The organism is Martinezella lusitana, assembly GCF_016901135.1.
In the GTDB taxonomy this organism is placed as follows: domain Bacteria; phylum Pseudomonadota; class Alphaproteobacteria; order Rhizobiales; family Rhizobiaceae; genus Rhizobium; species Rhizobium lusitanum_D.
The window spans coordinates 1-21,029 of record NZ_JAFEVL010000045.1; the positions used below are offsets into that span (position 1 = coordinate 1).

At 57.6% G+C, this 21,029-nt stretch carries 21 protein-coding genes and 2 pseudogenes; 10 read left to right on the top strand and 13 right to left on the bottom strand.

The genetic code is table 11. The annotated features are described in order from the left end of the window. Positions 1-128 precede the first annotated feature (128 nt). The 8 genes and pseudogenes from JTP94_RS15890 to JTP94_RS15925 all read right to left on the bottom strand — a co-directional run. Positions 129-311: pseudogene (locus JTP94_RS15890) on the bottom strand (IS110 family transposase); the annotation flags it as partial. Positions 312-657: 346 nt separating this feature from the next. Beyond that, positions 658-1,041 (bottom strand): type II toxin-antitoxin system VapC family toxin, encoded by a 384-nt coding sequence (locus tag JTP94_RS15895; protein ID WP_204851459.1) that lies wholly within the window; start codon positions 1,039-1,041, stop codon positions 658-660. Then, complete coding sequence (locus JTP94_RS15900; protein ID WP_204851460.1) at positions 1,038-1,238, bottom strand: type II toxin-antitoxin system VapB family antitoxin; 201 nt, start codon at positions 1,236-1,238, stop codon at positions 1,038-1,040. Before JTP94_RS15900 ends, JTP94_RS15895 begins: the two co-directional genes overlap by 4 nt. Positions 1,239-1,467: 229 nt before the next feature. Continuing rightward, positions 1,468-3,039, bottom strand: a complete 1,572-nt coding sequence (locus JTP94_RS15905; RefSeq protein ID WP_204851461.1) for an ABC transporter ATP-binding protein — start codon at positions 3,037-3,039, stop codon at positions 1,468-1,470. Next, positions 3,040-3,855 carry an ABC transporter permease gene (locus tag JTP94_RS15910; RefSeq protein WP_204852295.1) on the bottom strand — a complete coding sequence of 272 codons (816 nt, stop codon included), beginning with the start codon at positions 3,853-3,855 and terminating at the stop codon, positions 3,040-3,042. Next, complete coding sequence (locus JTP94_RS15915; RefSeq protein ID WP_204851462.1) at positions 3,849-4,793, bottom strand: ABC transporter permease; 945 nt, start codon at positions 4,791-4,793, stop codon at positions 3,849-3,851. Before JTP94_RS15915 ends, JTP94_RS15910 begins: the two co-directional genes overlap by 7 nt. 27 nt (positions 4,794-4,820) lie before the next feature. Then, positions 4,821-6,380, bottom strand: coding sequence for an ABC transporter substrate-binding protein (locus tag JTP94_RS15920; protein WP_204851463.1), 1,560 nt, complete (start codon positions 6,378-6,380; stop codon positions 4,821-4,823). A 28-nt stretch (positions 6,381-6,408) separates the two neighbouring features. After that, positions 6,409-7,293 carry an alpha/beta hydrolase gene (locus JTP94_RS15925; protein WP_204851464.1) on the bottom strand — a complete coding sequence of 295 codons (885 nt, stop codon included), beginning with the start codon at positions 7,291-7,293 and terminating at the stop codon, positions 6,409-6,411. Positions 7,294-7,425: 132 nt separating this feature from the next. Here JTP94_RS15925 and JTP94_RS15930 point away from each other — a divergent pair, with 132 nt between their 5' ends. Further along, positions 7,426-8,061 (top strand): GntR family transcriptional regulator, encoded by a 636-nt coding sequence (locus tag JTP94_RS15930; RefSeq protein WP_204851465.1) that lies wholly within the window; start codon positions 7,426-7,428, stop codon positions 8,059-8,061. A 12-nt stretch (positions 8,062-8,073) separates the two neighbouring features. Continuing rightward, positions 8,074-8,319 carry a type IV toxin-antitoxin system AbiEi family antitoxin domain-containing protein gene (locus JTP94_RS35930; RefSeq protein ID WP_204851466.1) on the top strand — a complete coding sequence of 82 codons (246 nt, stop codon included), beginning with the start codon at positions 8,074-8,076 and terminating at the stop codon, positions 8,317-8,319. 433 nt (positions 8,320-8,752) lie between these two features. On the opposite strand, the gene JTP94_RS15940 is transcribed toward JTP94_RS35930, so the two are convergent. From JTP94_RS15940 to JTP94_RS15950, 3 genes are all read right to left on the bottom strand, one after another. Continuing rightward, on the bottom strand, positions 8,753-10,546 hold the full coding sequence (locus tag JTP94_RS15940; protein ID WP_204851467.1) for a glycoside hydrolase family 15 protein: 1,794 nt from the start codon (positions 10,544-10,546) through the stop codon (positions 8,753-8,755). Between the two features lie 174 nt (positions 10,547-10,720). After that, positions 10,721-10,852 (bottom strand): GFA family protein, encoded by a 132-nt coding sequence (locus JTP94_RS36055; protein ID WP_349010727.1) that lies wholly within the window; start codon positions 10,850-10,852, stop codon positions 10,721-10,723. A 57-nt stretch (positions 10,853-10,909) separates the two neighbouring features. Further along, positions 10,910-11,170, bottom strand: a complete 261-nt coding sequence (locus JTP94_RS15950; protein WP_204851468.1) for a hypothetical protein — start codon at positions 11,168-11,170, stop codon at positions 10,910-10,912. Between the two features lie 672 nt (positions 11,171-11,842). Between JTP94_RS15950 and JTP94_RS15955 the strand changes: the two are divergent. From JTP94_RS15955 to JTP94_RS15980, 6 genes and pseudogenes are all read left to right on the top strand, one after another. Then, positions 11,843-12,004 (top strand): annotated as a pseudogene (locus tag JTP94_RS15955) (IS6 family transposase); the annotation flags it as partial. A 154-nt stretch (positions 12,005-12,158) separates the two neighbouring features. Beyond that, complete coding sequence (locus JTP94_RS15960; protein ID WP_204851469.1) at positions 12,159-13,088, top strand: cation diffusion facilitator family transporter; 930 nt, start codon at positions 12,159-12,161, stop codon at positions 13,086-13,088. 46 nt (positions 13,089-13,134) lie between these two features. Continuing rightward, positions 13,135-13,776 (top strand): DUF3455 domain-containing protein, encoded by a 642-nt coding sequence (locus JTP94_RS15965; RefSeq protein ID WP_246755015.1) that lies wholly within the window; start codon positions 13,135-13,137, stop codon positions 13,774-13,776. Between the two features lie 218 nt (positions 13,777-13,994). Further along, positions 13,995-15,197, top strand: a complete 1,203-nt coding sequence (locus tag JTP94_RS15970; protein ID WP_204851470.1) for an MFS transporter — start codon at positions 13,995-13,997, stop codon at positions 15,195-15,197. A 113-nt stretch (positions 15,198-15,310) separates the two neighbouring features. Next, the gene (locus JTP94_RS15975) at positions 15,311-15,988 is read left to right on the top strand and encodes a FadR/GntR family transcriptional regulator (RefSeq protein WP_204851471.1); all 678 of its coding nucleotides are present in this window, start codon (positions 15,311-15,313) and stop codon (positions 15,986-15,988) included. After that, on the top strand, positions 15,985-17,259 hold the full coding sequence (locus JTP94_RS15980; RefSeq protein WP_204851472.1) for an MFS transporter: 1,275 nt from the start codon (positions 15,985-15,987) through the stop codon (positions 17,257-17,259). Before JTP94_RS15975 ends, JTP94_RS15980 begins: the two co-directional genes overlap by 4 nt. A 68-nt stretch (positions 17,260-17,327) precedes the next feature. Here the strand turns inward: JTP94_RS15980 and JTP94_RS15985 are convergent, their stop codons facing one another. Further along, the gene (locus tag JTP94_RS15985; protein ID WP_204851473.1) at positions 17,328-18,032 is read right to left on the bottom strand and encodes an SDR family oxidoreductase; all 705 of its coding nucleotides are present in this window, start codon (positions 18,030-18,032) and stop codon (positions 17,328-17,330) included. A 145-nt stretch (positions 18,033-18,177) separates the two neighbouring features. Continuing rightward, complete coding sequence (locus JTP94_RS15990) at positions 18,178-18,396, bottom strand: hypothetical protein (protein ID WP_204851474.1); 219 nt, start codon at positions 18,394-18,396, stop codon at positions 18,178-18,180. 141 nt (positions 18,397-18,537) lie between these two features. On the opposite strand from JTP94_RS15990, the gene groES reads away from it, so the two are divergent. Then, entirely contained in the window at positions 18,538-18,846 is a 309-nt protein-coding gene (groES, locus tag JTP94_RS15995; RefSeq protein WP_204851475.1) for a co-chaperone GroES, read from the top strand. A 48-nt stretch (positions 18,847-18,894) separates the two neighbouring features. Then, a complete protein-coding gene (gene groL / locus JTP94_RS16000) occupies positions 18,895-20,529 on the top strand; it encodes a chaperonin GroEL (RefSeq protein WP_204851476.1) in 1,635 nt (544 codons plus the stop codon). The last annotated feature ends 500 nt before the right edge of the window (positions 20,530-21,029 follow it).

The following is a 21,029-nucleotide window of genomic DNA, read 5'->3' on the forward strand; positions in this document are numbered from 1 at the left end:
GGTTCTCACATTAAGTGCCGAAATCCAAAAGAAAATCTCACATTAACTGCCCAATCTCACTTTAAGTGCCGGGCTATCTTATTGAAACTATTGCAGAGAGAGTCTTACGATTAACTGCCAAACGACACCCAATGATGAGCTGTCGCACACGCCTCGATGCCGATGAGGCAGGGATGAAGGCCAGCGAAGAATTTCAGCAACTCCCCACGGCGCAATGGCTTACGAACGACTACCTTGCCGCAAGCGTCGATGCCGTGAATCTGGAAGATATTTTTGGCAAGGTCGAGTCCGATTGTAACAATCTGATTCATGGAATGGCTCCTTTCCCGTGTTTCTCACAACAGCGATGCTAGACGCCGTTGGGAGGCCGCTCCACCCCATCAAATTAAGTGATCGGGTAACGTCCTGACATCGTTGAGTCTGGATTCTCGAAATTAAATGGAAAGTGACAAGCGGCTTCTTTCGCTCTGGGCGAGCTCAACTCATTCCGGATTTATCACCAGCCCCTGAACATCGGCATGTTGGATGTCGGGGAAAACTATCATCTATATGTCTGGGGCTTAGTAGCCTGGTGCACGGGAATCGCGGGTTCTAATCCTTTCAAGATCAAGGATTTGAAAACCTATCCGAAGCCTTTTGGACGTACGACATCGGTATTTAATGGGGCGCATTGATCGGTATGTGCAGTGAGGCGCCTGCCTTCTCGGCCACTGCGCGTAGCCGCTTATCTCTGGTCCACAAGGCCGCGCGCTGGTCAAAGAGAACGGACGCCAGCAAGTGGGCATCGGTGTAGCCAACGCCCATGCTGAAAATGCCATGTCGGTCGATCATGATCATGACTTCGTCGTGTGTAGCGACGACCGCGCCGCGCTGGGCCGTCAGAAAAGTAATCACACTGCCGCGATCTCGAAGGCTGCCAAGCGCGAGCTCGCCGATCACGACCGGGTGGCAAAGTAAACGGTCCTCTTCAATAATCCTCCGCAACTCGGTGTCGCCATGGCGAAAATGATCAATCCAGATCGAGGTATCCGCTAGTATCACTTGACCGCTGTGCTCCGACGGCGCGGTGCTGCCTCGGCATTGGGCATGGTTCCTCCGAGCGCGACGAGGCGCTTTCCGGACTCGACACGAACAAGCGTCTCCAATGCCTGGCGGACGAGCGCCGCTGTTTCCTGAGTGCCAGTCAATGATCTCGCCTTGTCCATTAGTGCGTCGTCGAGATTGATAGTTGATCGCATCACGTGTTTCCTTTTTAGGCGCATAAAATAGCACCATTTGGTGACGAAATCTATGCTCGATTTCTGCCTCCATAAGGCGTCGTGTGCAATTCGGAGAAATTGCTGGGCCCATGTTCGAATTGGTTCAACAGCGACAATTGCCGCTATCGTTCGAAATTTGCCGACTCAATGGAATGATGCAGTTGAAAGTCTCAATTCACGGGGCCGTTTGGCGCTGAGCACACGCGCTTCATCGGGCCTGCAGCAGCCGTCGCGTATATTCATGCTGCGGCTGATGGAAGACGGCGTTGGTCTCGCCGGTTTCGACGATCTCACCGGATCGCATGACGATGACGCGGTCGGCGACTGCCTCGACCACGTCGAGATCGTGGCTAATGAACAGGCAGGAAAACCCGTATTGCTGCTGCAGTCGATTGAACAGATCGAGCACCTGCGTGCGGACGGTAACGTCGAGGGCTGAGACCGGTTCATCAGCGACGATGAATTTGGGCCGGCCAATCAGTGCCCTTGCGATCGCAATCCGCTGGCGCTGACCTCCTGATAGCTGATGTGGAAGGCGGTCGGCAAATTCGGGCGCCAAGCCGACCTCACTTAGCATCGCCAGCACGCGTTTGCGCTTTTCTGCAGCCGTGACGGCCTTGATCATCCGCAGTGGCTCCCCCACCAGCGCACCAATCGTCATTCGGGGATCAAGCGAAGAATAGGGATCCTGAAACACCATCTGGCAATTGCGGCGATAGTTGCGGTAGTTCGTACCAGTGCGCTTAACCGGCGCGCCTTCGAATAGCAGTTTTCCCGACGAAGGCTGGAGAAGGCCGACCGCCGTCCTGCCGACCGTCGTTTTCCCCGAACCTGACTCTCCGACGATCGCAACTACCTCACCAGGGTAGACGCTGAGATTGATGTTTTCGACGGCCCGTTTGGAAACCGGTCGCCAGGAAAACCCGCCTGACGTGCGATAGTCGACAGCCAAATCCTGGATGTCGATAATCGGCATCTGGCTATCCACTCGACGTGTCGAATTGCGCTTCGGAGTGGAGGCCAGCAGCTTGGCCGTATAGGGGTGTGTTGGGCGTACCATCACATCCGCTGTCCGTCCGGCTTCGACGATCTCCCCCCGGGCCATGACGATCGTACGTTCGGTATAGCGAGAAATCATCGCTAGATCGTGGCTCACCAGCAGAATGGCGGTATCCTTTTCGCGCGCCAACTCGATCATCAATTCAAGGACATCCTTCTGAATGAGCGCATCGAGAGCCGTTGTCGGTTCGTCGGCGATCAGAAGTGCGGGTTCGAGCAGCATCGCCGATGCGATCATCATTCTCTGGCGCATGCCGCCGGAGAACTGATGCTGATAGCGGTCAAGCGCGGCCTTGGGCTCCCTAATGCCGACCCTCGCAAGTATACTAATGATGCGCGCCCGCCGCTCATCCTGCGAATACCGCCGGTGAAGGCGTAATCCTTCTTGCAATTGTCGTCCGATCGTCATGGACGGGTTGAGTGACGTCATCGGTTCCTGGAAGATCATACCGACCGATGCACCGCGAACCGATCGAAGCTCTCTTTGGGATAGACGGGCCATATCCTTGCCGTTCAGGATGACTTTGCCGCCGGTCTGCTCGACACCAGGCGGCAAAAGGCCGAGGATCGATTTGGCAATCATCGTCTTGCCGGATCCGGATTCGCCGACGATGCCGACGATTTCACCGCGGCCAAGCGAAAGGGTGCAGCCATTCACGAGCACTGCTCGGGAATTTGGCGCCGTGAGCGTCAGTCTGTCGATCTCCAGGAGACTTGTCATCTAAAGACCTTTCATACGGGGATCGAGGATATCGCGCAGCCCGTCGCCGAGCAGGTTCATGGCGAGCAGGGTGAGGGAGATCGCTAGACCGGGAAAGATTCCGAGCCATGGCGCTTGAGACAGGAAGGTTCGGCTGGCGGAAAGCATGTTGCCCCAGGTTGGGGCTGGCGGCGCGACGCCGAGACCTAGAAAGCTCAAGGCGCTTTCAGCAAGCAGTGACCAACCGAGCATGGAGGTCGCAAGGACGATCAGCGGCGCGAGGCAGTTCGGCAGAACGTGCCGCAGAAGGGTATAGAGTTCCGAATTCCCCATGATGCGTGAAGCGTCGATGAATTCCTTCTCGCGAACCGAGATGACCGTCCCGCGCACGATGCGCGTTACCGCTGGAGTGAAGGCGAGGCCGAGAGCGAGCACGATACCCCGGACATTGGCGCCGAGGATCGCGAGAAGTCCGAGTGCCAGCAGGATGCCGGGAAAGGCCATGAGTGCATCGTTGAGCATCATCAGCAACCGATCCGGCCATCCTCTCCAATAGCCGCTCGTGACGCCAAACGTCGTACCGATCGCCAGTGCGGTCAGCACCGTGAGAAGACTGATGCCAAGCGAGGGGCCGGCACCCGCCATGAGCCTGCTCAGCAGGTCGCGGCCGAACTCATCTGTTCCCAGCAAGTAAGCTCCTCCCGGCGCCTTCAGCCGTGTCGCAAAGCCGAGAGCAAGAGGGTCATGAGGCGTCCAGATGAGTGCGGTCAGGGCAGCGGTTGCGACGACTGCCATAATGAAGCCGCCGGCTAGTAGATTGAAACGCAGCTTCACGATACCGCGACCCTCGGATCAAAGAGTGGATAGACGAAGTCGATGAGAAGATTGATGGCGACGTAGAACAGCGCAATGCACAATAGGCAGCCCTGAATGACCGGATAGTCCCGGGCGAAAATCGCATCGACAAGCAAGCGGCCGAGGCCGGGGATGGTGAAGATTGTCTCGACGATGGCGATGCCACCGAGCAGATTGCCAAGGATCAGCCCCAGCAGAGTCCAGGTTGGACCGAAGGCGTTGCGGAAAACGTGGTGCAGGAGCACCTGTGTTTCCGAAAGCCCCTTGGCGCGAGCATGGGTGACATAATCCAGACGCAGGATTTCCAGCGTCGAGGCGCGGGCCATGCGGACGATGCTGCCGACTTCATGGATGACCAGCGTCGAAATGGGCATCACCAGGTAGACAAGCCCGGCGAGCCAGTTATCGGAGATGGAGATATAGCCGACAACGGGAAACCATCCGAGCCGCATGCCGAAGAAGAGCAGAAGAAGCAATCCCATCCAGAATGTCGGGATGGAGAGCAGCAGGGTTGCTCCGGCGATCGTGAGAATATCGATCGCGCCGTTCTGTCGCCATGCGGCGATGGTGCCAAGTGGTACGGCAATTAACCCGGCGATCGCGACCGCCGGTAGGATGATCTCGAAACTGACCTGAAAACGTTCGATGATCAGCGGCAGAACCGCTTCACCGGTCAGGATGGAATGGCCGAGGTCGCCTTGTACGGCGTTCTTCAGCCAAAGGATAAACTGGACGGAGAGGTTCTGGTCGAGGCCGAGTTGGCCCCGCAAGGCGCTCAATGTCTCCGGTGTGGCACGATCACCCAGGATGAGAAGCGCCGGATCGCCGGGAATCAAGCGCATCAGCGCGAAGACGCCGACTGCAACAAGCAGCACAGTCGGCACCGACCACAGGAGCCGCTGCAGGAAATAGCGAAACATATCCGTTCTCCGACGACCTGACCGATCTTACAGGGTGACCATCATGCCCCAGAGACGCGGTTTGCCTTCCCAAGGCTTGAAGTTCTGTACTCGGTCGCGATGTGCCCATGCCGTCAGGCCGTTATAGAGGATGATCAGCGGTGCATCCGCAAGCATCATCTCATGGAGCTGGTCGAAGAGCTGTTGGCGCTTTGCCGGATCGGTGACGATCTTTGCTTTGTCGATCAACGAGAGGGCGGTGGGATTGTCCCAAACCTTACGCGGCTGTTTTGTCTTGTCGCCGGCAAATTGCTCGAAGCTCAAAGCGGGGTCGAGGCGTGACGAGTAGGAAAACGACATCATCTGATAGTCACCGGAATTGTATTTCTCGAGCTGGGTTGCCCATTCGAGAATCTCGATTTCGACCTTGATGCCGGCGGCTTGCAACATGGATTGGGTGACAAGTGCGACCTGCGAGCTCGGCATCGGCGCGCGCTTGTTGGCGATCAGCTTGATGGTCTCGCCCTTGTAGCTGCTTTGCGCCAGCAGCTCTTTTGCTTTCTGCGGATCATACTGAAACGCCTTTTTCTGCTCGCCGTCGTTATAGGGCGATGCTCCAAAGACCGCGGAGTTGCTCGGCTCTGAAAGTCCGTCCGAGGCAAAACCTACAAGCTGCGTGATATCCAAAGCGGCGGCGATTGCCTGCCGGAACTTGACGTCCTTGAACAAGGGATCGTTGGTCTGAAACAGTAGTGCATGCTTGGATGCGTCGCTTGGCGTCAGCACAACGATGCCCTTGGCATTCTTCAGTTCGGAGACGTCGGAGGTCAAAGCCTGGGCGACATCTACGTCGCCGGAGAGCAGGGCGGCCTTCACCGTCGAGGCGTCCGGCACCACGACGAATGTGGCGCTGTCGACATGGGGCGTCTTGTCCCCGACATAGCCGTCGAAACCGGTTCCATCGGGAGACTTGTAACCGTCGAATTTCTTGAGACTAATGGATTGCCCCTTCTTCCAATCCACCAGTTCGAAGGGTCCGGTACCGATCGGCTTGTTCCAGCTTCCGTCGGCATTGAGCGAGGCGCTGCTCAGCATGCCGGTCCCACCGCAATCGGTGCGCGCCAATGTGTCGAGAAACAACGCGCTCGGCTTGTCCAGATGCATGACTACTGTTTTGGCATCGGACGCTTCCACAGATGTGACCTTGAGGCCGTTGGTGCCGTTGACGTCGGGAAGGCACCGCCACTTGGTCGCTGGATCTGTGTAGCGCTTCCAGTTCCACAGGACGTCGGCGGATGTAAAGGCAGCGCCGTTCTGGAATGTCACACCTTCCCTCAGCTTAAACGTATAGATCAGCCCATCGCCGGAAATGTCGACCGACTTTGCAAGCAGCGGCTTGACCGTGCCGCCTTCTCCATAACCGACGAGGCCCTCAACGATGTTGAGCATGACGCCATCGGTATTATCGTCGCGGTTGACACCCGGATTCGTGCTCAGGATATCCGCTGTCAAGGCGATTTTTGCTTGGCTGGCGGCGGCGGAAGTTGCAACAGGCAAGACCGGCGCGAGGATCAGGAAAGGAATGATTTTCCGTATTCTGGATCGCATATCGAAGTTCCCCTTTTTTGTGTGAATTTTATGATTTGCGATGGAAGGCGGCATGTTTTCTGTAGGCGTCGAGACTCCGGGCCAGAAAGGATTGTGCAGCAGTGAATATGGGCTCCGCCTCATGTCCCACGCCGGGAAGCAGATCGAACGTGACCTGCGCACCGGCGTCGGCGAGCGAGTGCTCCAGCGCACGCAGCCGATCCGGGCGCGTCGCGCCTGCGTCATTCGCACCCTCGGTCCAATAGGGTCCTCCGGGACGATGAACAATCTCGGTCGTGTCGAGGTCGGCATCTCCGACGATGAGTTGGATTGGCACCTCTGCCAGGCGTTGCGGATCGATAGCGGTGCCGAATCTCTGTTCAATATCCCGAACGCCTGGCCACCAGTCGCGCTGACGATCAAGAAGGGTGACGGACCCAGGCGCCCCGACCGATACACCCCATAGTCGTTCAGGCTGCAGCAGAAGGAAACGATGGGCGAAATGCGCGCCGCCGGAAAACCCGACCAGACCAAAACGGGAGCCGTCGATTCCGTACCGCGCCGAGACTTGCGCGACCATACTCTGCAAGACCTGATCGTAGCGGATGTCGCCCTCGACCATATACTTGAAGCCATCGAGATTGCCGTCGCCCAGCACATTGGCTGGAAACAATGGTGCCAGGATCAGGCAATTGTTTGCGTCCGCGAAATCCTTGAACTGGTCGCGGTGAGCGGGGAAGTTCCGATAGCTACCATGGATGACGCAAAGCAGCGATCGCTCGGCGTTATCGCCACGCTCGGGAATATAGAGACAATAGCTGAAGCGTGAATCATTGGACAAGGCGACGACAGTCGTTGCTCCCCGCTCATAGAGAGACAAAGGGCTGAGCTCAAGCTTGGCTGTTGCTCGCGGGATGTCTGAAATCGGCTGCATAATATCTCAGTTCTTATTTTGGATGTAATATTGGATCTAAAAATACATCTAAAATTAGGGCTGGCAAGATGGTAAGTTCATCGAAGGCTGATAAGTTGATATCAACCGTGAAATCCCTAGTGATTGGAAATCATGATCGTAGAGAATACCAAGGTACGCCGCTCGGACGAGGTGGCGGAGATCATGGCAAGGGACATCCGTTCCGGCGCGTTAAGTACTGGAACCTGGCTGAAGCAGGTCGATGTTGAAAGACGATATCGAGCCTCGCGTGCTGATGTGCGGCGCGCATTGGAGATCTTGTTGCAACGACGGCTGGTCGAGCAAATCCCCGAACGGGGGTTTTACGTTGCCGAACCCGACGAACGGCGGCAGCGAGAACTGAGAGAGATACGCGTCACTCTCGAAATGTCGATGGTCGACAGCATCATGGAGAATGCCAATGGAGAGAAGCTTGATGAACTTCTGGAGTTCGCGAAGCGTTTCGATCACGCCGTTGAGAGCGGCAGCGTAGCGGATCGCTACGAGTCGAACCAGATGTTCCATGTGGCCCTCGCGGGCCTCTGCACCAACCGCGAACTGGTCAAGCTCATCATTGATTTACGTGGCTACGTTCCAGCCTCTCCGATGTCGCAGTGGCCGGACATGGCGCGTGCGCGCCTCTCATCAAGGGAGCATTTTGAAATGATCGAAGCAATTCGCAACGGTGAGAGTGCAGAACTGAGGCGGTTGTTCAAGGCGCATATCATACAGCCCGGGTCTGATCAGTGATGTCGGATATCCGTGTATCAGTCCGCGTCGCCTGACGCCGTTGCTGCCGGGCCGCCGAAAGATGAAGATCGGGCGTATGTTTTTGTTTTTGCGGGCTGCCACACGCATCCCTGGCGCGAATTCCTCAATCCCGATGACTTCAACCTGGGTACGGGCGACCGCGCCTTGGCAAAGGGCAACAAAATCCACCCCTTATACCGCATCATGGTTCCCTCTGAGTTCGGCGAAACCCTTGCAGGATCTCCCGATGGCCCGTGAAGCCTATGCCGTCCAGTCGCACTGCTGGTGCGGCTTCTTCAGCAGGAGGCGTCTGTCGTCCAGTCAGAGAATTACGCAAAAACCGCAATGCAGGCGCCTGGTTTCGACGATTCTTGAGCAAAGAGAACTGAGTTGCTGTCGGGAACATAACACTCTGCCGCCGTGGTGCTAGGCGATGAAACGCGTCGCCTTCGGCCATAATATCCCCGAAAGTCAGCATCGTGGTGCCATCAGACCTCAGCCAGCGCCGCATCTCAAACTGGACAATCGCGGACTGATGCGCGTCTCCGCAGCCGTAGGAACCATAATTCTGGTTACCAAACACAAATCTTCCAAATGGCTGAAATCACATCGCTATTTTGCGCCGATACCAAACGCCAACCAAGATCTCCGGTTCGAATCCTGTCAAGAGCGCGGATTTTAAGTTCGGCTATCACGTCTCTGCACGCTCTTCTGCGGGACCTTTCCACCGGGCAAGGTTCAGCGCGGTGTTTATCAGGCCGACGTGGCTGAATGCTTGTGGAAAATTGCCAAGCATACGCTGCCCGACGGGATCATATTCCTCCGATAGCAGACCGACATCATTGCGCAGAGACAGGAGCCGCTCGAAAAGATCACGCGCGTCGTGCTGTCTACCGATTAGCGTAAGCGCGTCGGCAAGCCAAAAGCTGCATGCCAGAAATGCACCCTCTCCAAGAGGAAGACCATCGTCAACTTCGCTGGTTTCATATCGCAGGACTAGGCCATCGCGCATCAACCTGCGTTCGATCGCCTCCACAGTCCCGACGTAGCGAGGATCGCCCGGCGGCAGGAAGCCGACAAGGCCGATCTGGAGCAAACTGGCGTCCAGTGATGTGGATCCATAGGCCTGAACAAAGCTACCGAGCCTTGAATCGAAGGCCTTCTCGCACACTTCGGCATGGATCTCGTCCGCGATAGTCTGCCAACGTTCTGCATCCTTTTGCTCCCCGGCATCTATCGCCAGCTGCGCCGACCGATCGAATGCGACCCAGGCCATCACCTTTGAATAAGTGAAATGCTGCCGTTGACCGCGGACTTCCCAAATGCCTTCGTCAGGTTCTCGCCAGGCGTTCTCCAGAAAAGGCATAAGCGCCGCACTCAACGCGCGCCCCCTTGGATGAGGCGGCAATCCTCCCTTTCGCGCCTGTGCCATGGCATCGGCAACCTCGCCGTAAACATCCAGTTGAAACTGCTCGGCCGCCGCGTTTCCGATCCGCACTGGTAAGGAGCCCCCATAGCCGGGCAACCAGGACGCTTCCCATTCCATCAGGTTGCGCTCACCAGCCACGCCATACATGATTTGCATTTGGGCCGGATCGCCGGCAACGGCACGCAACAGCCAATCTCTCCATGCGCGTGCTTCGTCATAGTAACCGAGCTTCATCAGAGCGAGGAGTGTGAGCGTCGCGTCGCGAAGCCAACAGTAGCGATAGTCCCAATTCCGCGGGCCCCCTATCTTTTCGGGCAACGAGGTGGTGACGGCCGCGACGATGCCGCCCGTCGGCAAGTAGGTCAGCGCCTTTAACGTGATCAATGAGCGTTTGACCTGTTGTGTCCAGTGCCCGACCTCCGGGCAGCGCCTGGCAAAATCGCGCCAGAAGTTTTCCGTGTCCTGCAGCGCGGTCTCAACGATCTTTGCAGTTGGCTGCGGCAGATACGAAGGACAATAGGTCATCGTAAAAACCAAACGCTCTCCTTCCGACACTGTGAACGAAGCGATTGTTCGGAGGTCTTCTCCCTTGAGGGCTACGGGCGAAGTCAGGACAACCATGTCGGGGCCAGCAATCGCGGTGATAGTTCCATCGTCATTGGCTGTAACCCACGGTACGGTCCGACCATAATCGAAGCGAAGGACGAATTCGAAATCGAAGACGACCACCCCGCTCTTACCTTCGACGATGCGAATGATATCGCTTGTTCCGTCGCGTGGTGGCATGAAATCACGAAGAATTGCTGTGCCGGTTTCTGTCTCGAACTCCGTTTCTAGGATAAGCGTATCCTCGCGATATCTGCGGCTAACGCTGTAAGGCTTCTGCGTTGGCGAGATCGCCCAACGACCGTTCTCCTCGTTGCCAAGCAAGGCTGCAAAGCAGGCAGGCGAGTCAAAGCGGGGGAAGCATAGCCAGTCGATCGATCCATCTCGGGATACGAGTGCTGCAGTTTCACAGTCTCCGATTAACGCATAGTCCTCAATACGTACTGACAAGAAATTCTCCCTTCGTCACCGCATGACACGATTGAAGTTAGGGGAGCGTTTCATCTTTCAACCGGCGCCCTAAGTCAGCGCGATCAAGATAACAGGAGAATTAAGCTGCTTCATTGCGCCGTCCGGGGCATGGACTGCGGAGACCGACCAAACCGTGTCCGACCACAGGGGGAGTTACCACTCATCTGGTACTGGCCGACAAATTCCGTGGTAACGCCCCTGGAACGCGCTTGACGGCCAAACAGCGAAGTAGCCGAATGCGGATCCACCTTCCTGCCGGCAATCCGTGCAATGGCAGATGCCGATCCGTGTCGGCTGGCCGCGATCCGTATTTTCCGCAAAGGCAGGATCCGATCAGCGCGCTTATGATGCCGGTCCCTTGCCGTCGTCAACGGCCTCCGTGTCCGGGCGATCGCCCCCGTCGGCATGCTCCGTCTGCCAGCGACCATCCACAAGCTGATAGGAGATCTCCGCGTCGCGCCCTTCGACATGCTGCCGTTGAGCCGCGGACTTGGCGGCGACAAGAGCCGCGTCGTGGTCGGAGAAGGTCTCCGACCAGACATCTCTCAGGCGATACCCGTCACCACCGTCGTGCTCGCCGACGTAATATGTGATCGTGGTCATTATGTTTTCCTTTTTCGAATTCGAATCCCAATTAGGGCGCGGCCGCCATGTTCCAATGTGAATTGAGAATTTTGGCACGTCCTCAACACCGCCAGCAGGCTGACCCCGCCAAAAGCCTGCGGATGAGTGCGCCGGAAGAAGCGCGGCCGACAAGCTAAATCCGGCGGCGCGTCCTGCTCATCGAAGACAGCGACCTGATCCGGATAGTGGGTGCCGCCATGCTGGCCGAACTCGATTGCGACGTGACGGAGGCCGGGCGGCCGAGGATGTGTGGACGGTCCTTGAGCAGGGGGCGTCGATATTGTCGTTTCCGACCGCCCGCACCGAGTTTGTCTATCGCGAGCGTTGAGTTTGAGGATCAGCTCCAGATATTTCCTTCGCTTAGGCTGCGCCCCGCCATTGATTTCAGACACGACGCCTCTTTACTAGACGGGTGCTGGACCTCCACCAAAACCGTGAAGCCCGCCCAGCAGCCAAAGAACGAGCAGGATGATTACGATGAGTCCAAAGATACCTCCGACACCTCTTCCGCCATAGGACCGATGTGCATAATAGCCGCCACCGCCGCCGAAGATTACAACCAATATGATTATTATAAGTAATAGGCCCATGCCGTCTCTCCTTTGCTGTGTTGAGACGTAACGGGCGCTGACTTGAATAGTTCCTGTCGGGATGAAGCGCTTCAAGTCACAGCGACACCTACAACGCTTCGTCTCTATCCATGACCCGATTGCCAACCTGTTCCACATCCCGCGCCACGACATCTCCTCCAGCCATCATCGAGAACTGCGCACAGCGGCGATGAACCTGTGGGCGAAAATCGCCCGGGCATGACAGACAAAAGGGGCCGGCTTCATGGTCGCGCCTTTTTGCCGTTAAGTTTACGATGCCCTTCGAACCGATTAGCTCAGTTGCATGTCACGATGAGAGTACACCGTATATATGTCATTGTTAGAAGCCTATCCTGGGTATCCATCCGGAGGATCGAATGGTGACCACCGAACAAAGCGTCCTGCGTATCTCCATCATCGTGACGCTTCTCCTCGCGGCGGCAGGTATTATCTTCGGCCTTCTGTCCGGCTCCTATGCGATCGTCTTCGATGGCGTCTACGCCTTGACGGATGCGAGCATGACGATCGTTGCTCTGATCGTCTCCAATCTGATCGTATCCTCGGCATCGAACAGTGCATCCGCCGGTAGGTTCGTCAAGCATTTCACAATGGGCTTCTGGCATCTGGAGCCCATGGTTCTCGGCCTCAATGGCATCCTGCTGACGGGAGCCGCGATCTATGCGCTGATCAACGCGATCGGCAGCATCATGGCCGGTGGCCGGCCTCTCTCCTTCGATCATGCCATCATCTATGCGGTGCTGACGATGATCATCGCCTTTTTCATGGCGGCATATGACAGGAGAGCAAACCGGATATTCAAGTCCAATTTCGTTGCGCTGGACGCCAAGGCCTGGGTGATGACGGGCAGCCTGAGTGCCGCGCTGCTCGTCGCCTTCATCTTTGGCTTTCTCATCCAAGGGACGAGCCTGCAATGGATGTCGCCCTATGTCGATCCGGTGGCGCTGGCTCTTGTCTGCGTCATCGTCATCCCCATGCCAGCCGGAACCATCAAGCAGGCATTTGCCGACATCCTGCTCGTCACGCCAGCGGATCTGAAAGAGCATGTCGACCGCGTCGCCGCCGATGTCGTGCACCGCTACAATTTCGAATCCTACCGCTCCTATGTCGCGCGCGTCGGTCGCGGCAAGCAGATCGAACTCTATTTCATCGTGCCGAAGAACGGACCGGCAAAAAAGCTGGAGGAATGGGACCATATCCGCGACGAGATCGGTGAAGCGATCGGCGATGAAAGTCCCGATCGCTGGCTTACGATCGCCTTCACAACCGATCCGGAATGGGCCGATTAATTAAAAAGAGCACTTATTCGCGACCGGCGAACCCGACTTGCCTGGGATGAACGAGGAGTATGAGCATATCATGCAGATTCCATATTTTAGCAGATCTAGCGTCGCCACAATTGAAAATGGAGAGCCCCCTATTTCGGAGCATGCAATCCCGCTCGGTAAACGACTTCCGAGGGTGAAGCTTCTTCCCATCGGCCTATTCGCGTTTTGTCTGGCGGTCACAGCAATTATTTCGGCCAACTCTCAGCGAGCCAACGCTGCCGACCTCCCCGGGAATATAGAGGTCAAAGACGCAACGACAGTTGCAACCGTGCATGCCGAAGGCGTTCAGATCTACGAGTGCAAAACCGGCACTGATAATAAGATGAGCTGGCAGTTCCGCGAGCCGCTGGCGACTTTGCTACAAGACGGCACGACCGTCGGGCGCCATTTTGCGGGTCCCGGTTGGGAGTTTGCCGATGGCAGCTCCATCAAAGGCAAGGTCGCGAGCCAGGCTCCGGGTGCCACACAGAACGACATCGCAATTCTGAGGCTCGATGTCGTCGAACATCGGGGTGATGGAGTGTTGTCAAAGGTGACGGCAGTGCAGCGTCTGGACACAAAGGGCGGCGTATTCTCCGGCGCATGCGACCAACAGGGCGCGATGCATCTTGAACCCTATACAGCCCGCTATGTTTTCCTTGCGAACTGATCACGTCCATCAAGCCGCGCCCCGGCATCGGAGCCAGATGCACAAGAGCCGTCAATTGCCATCAGGCTTCTGGCGAGGCATCCTTTGATCTAGCTCCCAATACGCGGCATCGCCAGCGCAGCTAATATTTTGTTTTAGCAGGTTTCCGTCGGGCTCAAACCTGCTAAAACCCCGCTCACCCGGAAGACGGGTGATTTGACAGACCTTCGACACAACCGATGACCCGCCTCATTCCCGAAGTATTCCGCGACCCGACGATCCGGGTGAGCATGCTTGCCATCTTTGCCTTCGGCTTTGCCGGAGCTGCGACATCGCCTTATCAGTCCGTCGTGGGTATTCGCGAGCTCGGCCTGAGCAATGGGCTGTATTCGGTGCTGATCTTTTCTGCGGCCGCAGTGAACGTTACCGTCAGCATCCTCCTCGGAAATCTGGCGGACAGGCTTGGTGAATACCGCACGATGATGCTGACGGTCGCCATTTTCGGCATTCTGGGTTATGGGGCCGTCTATGTCGTTCCGGCGCAGGCGACCTTCATTCTCAGTGCGTTGTTGTTCCTGCCCGTCTACGGTTCCCTCAACTCACTGCTCTTTGCCAATGTCAGGGTCGCGACCAAGGGAATGGAGCGTAACGACGTGGCGACCGTCAACTCGGGCGTCCGGGCGATGATTTCTCTATCCTGGGTTCTCGTGCCCGGCATTATCGGCGCGCTGCTCGCAAATTCCAGAACCATGCTGCCTGCCTATCTTTTCGCGGGTCTGGCCTGCGCGGTCTGCTTTGGACTGATCGCGGCTTTTCTTCCGCGCCAGAACGGCACCGACAAGGCGGCGACGCGCCATCTTTCCTATCTTGCAGCACTCGGCGAGGTCATCTCGCCACCGGTCCTCGTGCGCGTGATCGCGGTGGCGCTGATCACGAGTACACTTCACGTCAACGACACTATTCTGCCGCTCATCGTCACCGGTGCGGCTCATGGCTCCGTCACCGATATCGGCGTGCTCGTCGGGATTGTCGCGTTTCTCGAAGTCATATCCATCGTCGTGTGGGGACGCGCCCAACGGATCATGAGCCATGTGACGGCCCTGGCCATCGGCGCGGTCATCTATGTCGTTTACCTACTGCTGCTCGGGCTGGCATCGGCGCCCTGGCACGTCTATGCGCTGACCCTTATCAGCGGCATCGGAGCGGCCGCTCTCATCAGCATTCCCATTACCTATCTGCAGGATCTGATCGCAGAGCGCCCAGGGCTTGGCAGCGCCCTCATATCGGTCAATATTTTCCTGAGTGCCGGCCTCAGCGCGCTTCTCTTCGCGCTCGGAACGGGCATGAGCAGCTATTCGGGAACGGCTGTTATTGGAGCGGTTGCCGGCGTGGTCGGGCTTGCCATGCTGCTCTTCTTTGATGGCGCCAGGCGGCGCGGATAGGCGCACAAGCGTTTTCCTTATCCGCCGACCTGGCATGGGCCAGAACACTTGTTGACGGCACGTCGCTAGTCGATTAGTCATAAAGTCATCTGATGACTTGATGAGATGTGATCATGCGCGCCCTGACCAAAACCACGCTCGCCGAAACCGCGGTCGAAGCAATCCGCGGCGAAATCATTGCAAGGCGATGGCATGTCGGCGAGAAATTGCCCAACGAGGCTTCTCTCTCGTCCATGCTTTCCGTCAGCCGTGGCACAATCCGCGAGGCAGTCAGGGTTCTGGCGTCTCAGGGTTATATCGAGACACGACAGGGCTCCGGCACCTATGTACGCTCGACGACCAATCTCGGTCGCCCTTTCGACATGGCGCGCCGGGCGGGGCTCCGGGATCAGTTCGAAGCGCGTTTGGCCCTCGACGTCGAGGCCGCGCGGCTGGCCGCTTTGCGTCAGACGCCGGAGGTGATTTCACAACTGCGCGCGCTGTTGAAGGCCAGAGGAAACTATGATGGTGGAGACAAGATCGCATTCATCGAGCGCGACCTCGCCTTCCACAAGGCGGTGATCGCGGCGTCGCAGAACAGTGCGATGATCGAGATCTACGAATTCTTTTCCGTGTCGATAGCCGAGACCATCGAGGCAACGCTCGGCGAGGATCTTCCTGAGCCGGATATGCAAGCGCATGTCGCAATCGTCGACGCCATTGAAACAGGTGATCCGGAAGCGGCCGGCTCTGCCGTACGCCGCTTCATGGCTCCGGTTGTCGCCACTCTCGATCGGCTGCTGATGTCATGACCGCGCCTTCGCAGAATTCCGTCTCTATTGAACTAATCGATGCCGAGGCTGACGAAGTCCCTTCGCCGCAGCCGCATCGGGGAAAATCGCCAATCGGCAGGTTTCTTCTCGGTGCAAGCCTCGTGCTGATAGCCTTCAATCTCAGGCCGGTCTTTTCGAGCGCATCGGCGCTATTGCCCGAAATCCGAAACGGGCTTGGTCTTTCGGCATTCGGCACCAGCATCCTCACCACATTGCCCGTCGTCTGCATGGGCCTGTTCTCGCCGCTCGCGCCAAGACTGGCGCAGAGAATGGGGACTGAGCGCGTCCTGCTCGGCGTGATCCTCCTGCTTGCGCTCGGCACGGCGCTGCGCGGAATTTCCTCTGTCTCCCTGCTGTTCTTCGGGACGGCGTTGACCGGCGCCTGCATAGCGATCGGCAATGTTCTCTTGCCGGGCGTGGTCAAGCGTGATTTTCCGGACAAGGCGGCCTTGATGACGGGTTGTTACACGATGGCGCTGTGCGCGGGCGCGGCGAGTGCGGCCGGGCTCACGCTTCCGATCGAGCATATTCTTGGCGGGTCGCTCGGCGGCGCGCTTGCGGCCTGGGCCTTGCCGGCCCTCGTGGTCGGGTTTCTGTGGCTGCCGCAGGTGATCGGAGCGCGCAGCCAAGCGCGGCGCAGCGGCTTTCGCGTCACAGGCCTATGGACTGATGCCATCGCCTGGCAGGTAACGCTCTTCATGGGGCTGCAATCGGCGCTCGCCTATTGCGTCTTCGGCTGGCTGGTACCAATTCTGCGCGAGCGCGGTCTCGATGGCGTGACGGCCGGCGCAATCGTGTCGGCTTCAGTCATGGTGCAGGCGGCTTCGTGTCTTGTCGCACCTCACATCGCCGTTAGGGGCAAGGACCAGCGGGCCATCAATGTCATTCTTTGCGCGGTCGCGGTTGCGGCGCTGCTGGGCCTGCTGTTTGCGCCGCTCTGGACGATATGGTTCTGGGCCGTGCTCCAGGGTATCGGGCAGGGAGGGCTGATTGCGGTGGCGCTGACCGTGATCGTGCTGCGCTCGCCCGACCCGCATGTTGCCGCGCATCTTTCCGGCATGGCGCAGTTCATAGGCTACCTGCTTGCCGCAATCGGACCGCTCGTCGTCGGGATGATCCACGGTTGGACGGGAAGTTTTGCCTGGTGTTCGGTTCTGTTCGTCCTGCTTGGTCTTGGCGCCGCCATCAATGGCTGGTTTGCCGGGCGCGCAATCAACGTCAATGCCACGACGCTCGAAACCGGCACGTAGCCCGGACCACGTGCCGCCCCGACCAGAATGGGGCGTGGTTTCGACGATGGGTGGGCTTCCTTACGGGGTCATACGGAGCGGGTTAGTCCGCCGTCGACCTTGAGGTTCTGGCCGGTGATGTAGCCTGCGCCATCGGATGCGAGGAAGGCGATCGTGGCGGCGATCTCCGAACTCGTGCCGTAGCGCTTCATCGGCACGCCGTCCCGGCGCTCTTCTGTTGCCGGCAAACTGTCAATCCAGCCAGGCAGCACATTGTTCATGCGGACATTATCCGCCGCATAGGTATCAGCGAAAATCTTGGTATAGGCGGCAAGGCCAGCGCGGAAAACGGCTGATGTCGGGAACATCGCCGATGGTTCGAAGGCCCAGGCCGTGGAGATGTTGATGATCGCGCCGGACTTTTGCGCCTGCATGACCGGGGTGACCAGACGAACGGCGCGGATCACGTTCATCAGATAGACGTCAAGACCGGTATGCCATTGCTCGTCGGTGATCTCGATGATCTGTGCTCTGGGTCCGTGGCCGGCACTATTGACCAACACGTCGACACGCCCCCACTTCTCCATCGTCGCGTCGATCAGACGCTTGAGATCGTCGTTCGACTGGTTCGAACCGGTGATGCCGATGCCGCCAAGTTCCGCCGCAAGAGCTTCCCCCTTGCCGGAGGATGAAAGGATCGCGACCCTGAATCCATCGGCAGCGAGGCGCTTTGCCGCTTCCGCACCCATGCCACTGCCGCCCGCCGTGATGATCGCTACTTTTTCCACCGACATGCCATGAGCCTCTCTGTTCGTTTGCAGGCGAGGAAAGATTGCCTGACCATTGAAAGTCAAATAGCATCTCAGGCGTGCTGGCACCAATCAGTTACGCTTAATTTAAGATGAAGATCCGTACCGTCTCTATCGACGCAACGAGGGTTCACCACCTGCCGGCCAGAACCTGTGTCATTGAGGTAGTCTCCAGATCGCCCCCAAGTGCCGCATACATAATGACCCAGATTTCGATCATCTCGGGATCGGCGTTGCAGGACCGGCCACTGAAGTTTTCCGTGATTTGTCTCAGAAAAAATCTGGTTATTTGAAATAAAAATGCATTCGTCATTGCAATGGAATCCGCAATTTTCATCAGAACTGCCATGCAATTCTATGGAATTACGGAGGCCATTTTCGTATGATTTCATTCTCCCAATAATATTCCTTGGCACTCCTATCAATCGAGTGCCAAGGGTGTTATTTTATAATCGCAGCCGCCCTATGCGCCGGCCGTAGAAAGATCTTTATGCTATTTCGCCCGCTGCACGACCGCGTCGTCATCCGACGCGCGGAAGGTGATGTCAAATCCAAGGGCGGGATCATCATCCCCGATACCGCCAAGGAAAAGCCGCAGGAAGGCGAAGTGATCGCCGTCGGTCCCGGTTCTCGCGACGAAAGTGGAAAGCTGATCCCGCTCGACGTCAGGGCCGGCGATACGATCCTGTTCGGCAAATGGTCGGGAACCGAAGTCAAGATCGATGGCGAAGACCTTCTGATCATGAAGGAAGCCGACATCATGGGCATCATCGAGAAGGCCGTCGACAAGGCTGCCTGATCCGCCGAATTTCGCTCCTTCATCTCAAGACCGAACAGGGCAAAGACAATGTCTGCCAAGCAAATCATTTTTTCTACCGACGTCCGCGACCGACTGCTTCGTGGCGTGGAATTGCTGAACAACGCCGTCAAGGTGACGCTCGGTCCCAAGGGCCGCAACGTCGTCATCGACAGATCCTATGGCGCTCCGCGCATCACCAAGGACGGCGTATCGGTTGCCAAGGAAATCGAGCTTGAAGACAAGTTCGAAAATATGGGTGCGCAGATGGTGCGCGAGGTGGCTTCAAAAACCAATGACCTTGCCGGCGACGGTACCACGACAGCGACCGTGCTCGCCGCGTCCATCTTTCGCGAGGGTGCCAAGCTGGTTGCCGCCGGGATGAACCCGATGGACCTCAAGCGCGGCATCGACCTCGGTGTTACCGCCGTGCTTGCGGAAATCAAGGCGCGCGCCACGAAGGTCAAGTCCTCAAGCGAGATCGCGCAGGTCGGCACGATCGCCGCCAATGGCGATGCCAGCGTTGGCGAGATGATCGCCAAGGCCATGGAAAAGGTCGGCAACGAAGGTGTCATCACCGTCGAGGAGGCCAAGACGGCTGAGAACGAACTCGATGTCGTCGAGGGCATGCAGTTCGACCGCGGCTATCTCTCGCCCTATTTCGTCACCAATGCCGAGAAGATGCGCGTGGAACTGGAGAACCCCTATATTCTCATTCACGAAAAGAAGCTCGGCAATCTGCAGGCGATGCTTCCGATTCTCGAGGGCGTGGTGCAGAGCGGCACGCCATTGCTGATCATCTCCGAAGATGTCGAAGGCGAGGCGCTGGCGACGTTGGTCGTCAACAAGTTGCGGGGCGGCCTCAAGGTCGCCGCCGTCAAGGCACCGGGTTTCGGCGACCGCCGCAAGGCCATGCTGGAAGACATCGCCGTCCTGACGGCCGGACAGATGATCTCCGAGGATCTCGGCATCAAGCTGGAGAACGTCACACTCGATATGCTCGGCCGCGCCAGACGCGTGCTGATCGAGAAGGATACCACGACGATCATCGATGGCTCGGGCGATAAAGCCACCATCGAGGCACGTATCAAGCAGATCAAGGCACAGATCGCGGAGACGACCTCCGACTACGACAAGGAAAAGCTGCAGGAGCGGCTGGCAAAACTCACCGGCGGCGTCGCAGTGATCCGCGTTGGTGGTGTGACCGAGACTGAAGTCAAGGAAAAGAAGGACCGCATCGACGATGCCCTGAATGCCACCCGCGCAGCGGTCGAGGAAGGCATCGTGCCCGGCGGCGGCGTTGCGCTCTTGCGTGCGAAATCGGTCCTCACTGGGCTCACCGGCGAAAACGCCGACGTGACGGCGGGCATCGCGATCGTGCGCAGGGCACTCGAAGCGCCGATCCGGCAGATCGCCGACAATGCCGGTTTCGAAGGTTCGATCGTCATCGGAAAACTTGCCGACAGCAAGGATCATAATGAGGGCTTCGACGCGCAGACGGAAACCTATGTCGATATGATCGAAGCCGGCATCATCGACCCGGCCAAGGTCGTGCGGACCGCTTTGCAGGACGCCGGCTCGATTGCGGCGCTTTTGATCACCGCGGAAGCCATGATCGCCGACATTCCCGCCAAAGAACTTGCGCAGGGCGCTGGTAATGGCGCCATGGGCAATATGGGATACTGAAAGCAGTGCCTAAACCGCTCGGCCGGTTTGGCCGGGCGGTATTTTCGCCATTTTAAGTGGTAATATCACTTCGATGAGCGAACAGGCATTATACGGTTGCTCGCAATGCGGGCCACCAAATACTCTGGGGTAATCGTTCGAAGACATCGCATTCGAGCGACTGCCGTTCCATTAGCTGATATCAACCTCAAGAAGGATCGCATCGATGGCCAAGGGACAAGTGAGAGGCAACCGCGAGGTTCGCAAACCGAAACAGGAAAAACCTGCCGCAAAGGTAGAGAGTACGTTCGCAAGTCAGATCAAGGTCGCGACAAAGAGCAGTGCTCCGAGCGGTAAAAACAAGAGCTGAGCTCGATCGGGAATGATGGTCAGGTGCCGGCAGCCAGGCATCATGTGAACGGCCACGCGAAGACGTGGTCGAGAAACTCAGGAGATACGACAACGATGAATGTTCTTCAGGCGATCTATCGCTTCGATTATCCGCTGCTCCCAATCGGTTC

What these genes read in the sequence shown, in the direction of transcription:
- JTP94_RS15900 (WP_204851460.1), bottom strand. Translation starts at nt 1,238, where the DNA reads ATGCGATCAACTATCAATCTCGACGACGCACTAATGGACAAGGCGAGA.
- JTP94_RS15905 (WP_204851461.1), bottom strand. Translation starts at nt 3,039, where the DNA reads ATGACAAGTCTCCTGGAGATCGACAGACTGACGCTCACGGCGCCAAAT.
- JTP94_RS15915 (WP_204851462.1), bottom strand. Translation starts at nt 4,793, where the DNA reads ATGTTTCGCTATTTCCTGCAGCGGCTCCTGTGGTCGGTGCCGACTGTG.
- JTP94_RS15920 (WP_204851463.1), bottom strand. Translation starts at nt 6,380, where the DNA reads ATGCGATCCAGAATACGGAAAATCATTCCTTTCCTGATCCTCGCGCCG.
- JTP94_RS15925 (WP_204851464.1), bottom strand. Translation starts at nt 7,293, where the DNA reads ATGCAGCCGATTTCAGACATCCCGCGAGCAACAGCCAAGCTTGAGCTC.
- JTP94_RS15930 (WP_204851465.1), top strand. Translation starts at nt 7,426, where the DNA reads ATGATCGTAGAGAATACCAAGGTACGCCGCTCGGACGAGGTGGCGGAG.
- JTP94_RS15950 (WP_204851468.1), bottom strand. Translation starts at nt 11,170, where the DNA reads ATGACCACGATCACATATTACGTCGGCGAGCACGACGGTGGTGACGGG.
- JTP94_RS15960 (WP_204851469.1), top strand. Translation starts at nt 12,159, where the DNA reads ATGGTGACCACCGAACAAAGCGTCCTGCGTATCTCCATCATCGTGACG.
- JTP94_RS15965 (WP_246755015.1), top strand. Translation starts at nt 13,135, where the DNA reads ATGAACGAGGAGTATGAGCATATCATGCAGATTCCATATTTTAGCAGA.
- JTP94_RS15970 (WP_204851470.1), top strand. Translation starts at nt 13,995, where the DNA reads ATGACCCGCCTCATTCCCGAAGTATTCCGCGACCCGACGATCCGGGTG.
- JTP94_RS15975 (WP_204851471.1), top strand. Translation starts at nt 15,311, where the DNA reads ATGCGCGCCCTGACCAAAACCACGCTCGCCGAAACCGCGGTCGAAGCA.
- JTP94_RS15980 (WP_204851472.1), top strand. Translation starts at nt 15,985, where the DNA reads ATGACCGCGCCTTCGCAGAATTCCGTCTCTATTGAACTAATCGATGCC.
- JTP94_RS15985 (WP_204851473.1), bottom strand. Translation starts at nt 18,032, where the DNA reads ATGTCGGTGGAAAAAGTAGCGATCATCACGGCGGGCGGCAGTGGCATG.
- JTP94_RS15990 (WP_204851474.1), bottom strand. Translation starts at nt 18,396, where the DNA reads ATGGCAGTTCTGATGAAAATTGCGGATTCCATTGCAATGACGAATGCA.
- groES (WP_204851475.1), top strand. Translation starts at nt 18,538, where the DNA reads ATGCTATTTCGCCCGCTGCACGACCGCGTCGTCATCCGACGCGCGGAA.
- groL (WP_204851476.1), top strand. Translation starts at nt 18,895, where the DNA reads ATGTCTGCCAAGCAAATCATTTTTTCTACCGACGTCCGCGACCGACTG.